The organism is Bartonella sp. CL434QHHD, assembly GCF_042195145.1.
In the GTDB taxonomy this organism is placed as follows: domain Bacteria; phylum Pseudomonadota; class Alphaproteobacteria; order Rhizobiales; family Rhizobiaceae; genus Bartonella.
The window spans coordinates 1-2,383 of the sequence record NZ_JBHINT010000055.1 but is presented as its reverse complement, the minus strand read 5'-3'; the positions used below and the strand labels follow the sequence as shown (position 1 = coordinate 2,383).

General features: G+C 42.7%; 2 protein-coding genes and 1 pseudogene. All 3 read right to left on the bottom strand.

Annotation, left to right across the window (positions count from 1 at the left end; all coding sequences use genetic code 11):
- Nucleotides 1-76 precede the first annotated feature (76 nt).
- Nucleotides 77-274, bottom strand: a complete 198-nt coding sequence (locus ACFILN_RS08640) for a hypothetical protein (RefSeq protein ID WP_375664343.1) — start codon at nt 272-274, stop codon at nt 77-79.
- A 32-nt stretch (nt 275-306) separates the two neighbouring features.
- Nucleotides 307-710, bottom strand: a pseudogene (locus tag ACFILN_RS08635) (hypothetical protein).
- Nucleotides 711-749: 39 nt separating this feature from the next.
- Nucleotides 750-2,383: hemagglutinin repeat-containing protein (locus tag ACFILN_RS08630; protein WP_375671310.1), on the bottom strand; the 1,634-nt coding region annotated here is incomplete at its 5' end.

Sequence of the window (2,383 nt, the reverse complement as noted above, 5' to 3'; positions counted from 1 at the left end):
GAAAGTGAGGGAATTGAGTTAACACATCCAGTGATACTTAACAGAGCTATACAACTCAACAGTTTTAAGATTTTCTTCATTCTTCCCCTCTTTCAATGGATTTATTTACAATAAAATAGAGCTCATAAGCCTGTTGATATTTTCTGTCACCGCTGTTTAAACAACGGTGAACAATATTGAAATGGTTGGTTGAGGAAACAATCCCGCCATTCCAAGCGAAGGCAAGGATGGCGGATTGTTGATCATCACCAATAGCAAAACTTAAGGCTTGCATTCAGGTGCATTTTTATACTTTTNTAGCAAAACTTAAGGCTTGCATTCAGGTGCATTTTTATACTTTTTACAAAAAGGGCTGTTCAAGCGCTTCTTGACACTGCGCTGTGGTATGACAGCACCTGGACGACAAATCGGCAAGTTTTTCTCTTTAAAAGTATAACACCACCCCCCCCTCTTTGATCTTTATAGCGGAATCCTGCTTGAACCATGCAAGCATCAACTGTTGCTTTCGCATTAATACTCTGCTGTTGGTTTTCTGGAAAAACATCATAAGGGGTTGGCATACCACATTCTAACAATGCTTTTCCTATCTCCGTAAAATCTGCACTAGGTTTCTCCCACATACTCAGAGCCCCTAGAGAAGGCTTATCAATGTTACATCCAGCTACACTAACCAAAACTATTCCGCTTAATAATTTCAAGATTTGTTTCATTTTTTCCTCCCTGAATATTTTGAATAAATTGGCGTACGATTAGGTAATCCATAGAACTTTGTTATACAACAGATTCTGGTACTTCTTCGTCGAATTGGTCAAAATACCCAACTTACCTTCTAGAGCATACTGATACCCTGCAATGAACAAATCTACCAAGCGCGAATCGCTATGAGGGAACATCAGAAAATAGTGTGGATCATTCTTGTTATCAGCCAACTGAACCGCATTATGGGCTGCGTCATCTGGTGTTGTAAGAATACCATTGAGAAAAACATGAACCTTGCCATCAGAACCTTTTTGTAAATTCTGTTGTTCTTCAGGCGTTAAATAATGATATTGCGGCTGCGGGTTTCCATGACTGTCTCTTATAGGATTTCCATTTTCATCTTTTGCATAGATCACATTGCCATTTTCATCGTGATCCACGGTAGCCAGATAATGCTCTTTGATAAACATGTTTACAAAGCCCTGTTCAAAGATATTAAATCCTTCATCCGATAAATCATTGATCATATCTACGCGATTATGTACTACCCCCTCAAGCGATGCGACATCTAGCTGTTCTACTGCTTGGTGGGCTGTAGCAGTGTTGCGGTTGAGAGAGCCAATGATTTGTCCAGCATCTTGCCCCATCGCCCTCTGTCCAGTTATATCAGTAAGGATGATAGTCCCATCGCTGATAGCAGATTTTGTTTCCCCTTCTGCTGCATCCTTGGCTTTTCCATGACTTAAAGCATTTTTAGCAATATTTTTTATGATGCCATATTTCCCCTGTTGCAAAGCACCGCCACCAGAAATGCTAAACCTAGGGCTGCTGGCTTTAGCATGCGCACCGTTGCTGATATCACTGGTGCTAATGCTTCCTGTGGTCAGGCTGTTTTTATCTGCCGGCGCGGTGCTTTCAATAATACCTCCGGTCAGCGTTGTTTTATCTTTAACGTTGATCTTAAAACCGCCATCACCGGCTTTGATGCCTGATTGCTCCACAACACTGTGATAATCGCTAGAGGATTTATCCTTGTTCAAGGAAATATTGGTTGTGGCTGCATCATCCTTTTTTCCACCATTAAACCCAATAGAAAAAGAGTCTTGCTTGCTGGAACTTTGTCCCGTATCATTGCGGCTGGTAATGGCGAAATCACCCCCTACTTCCATTTCTACACGCTCTCCAGAAACCACGGCGCCTGCCAATGTGGTGTTTGCCCCACTCGTTGTGTGAACTGTGCCGGTGCCAATAATATGGCTGTTCTTGTGATGCACTTCCTCACTGGAACCCTTGCCTTTACCAAAAGAAGCATTCCCCATCCACCCTGGACCACCGGTACCATAACTATACCCAACATTCATTGAAGCGCTTTGCGTATGATTTTGTGTGCTTTGTGTGTTTTGCGCACTTTCAAAAGTGATATCTTTACCTGCTCCCATGGTGATGTTCCCGCTCTGTTTATCATTGCTTTGCATCGGGTTTGTGCCGGCAATAATATCGGCTCCAACACCATGGATGCTGCCTTTGTGGGCTTGCATATTAACAGCGCGTCCTGCTTCTATTGTACCTGTTACCGCGGTAGAAGTCTGAACAGAGGCTTCTGCCTTCTCTGTCTTAAAGCCCACGGTTACGCTAGCAGAAACATCAGCAATATCACGAATAGACTGTTTAAGGTTTCCACCCT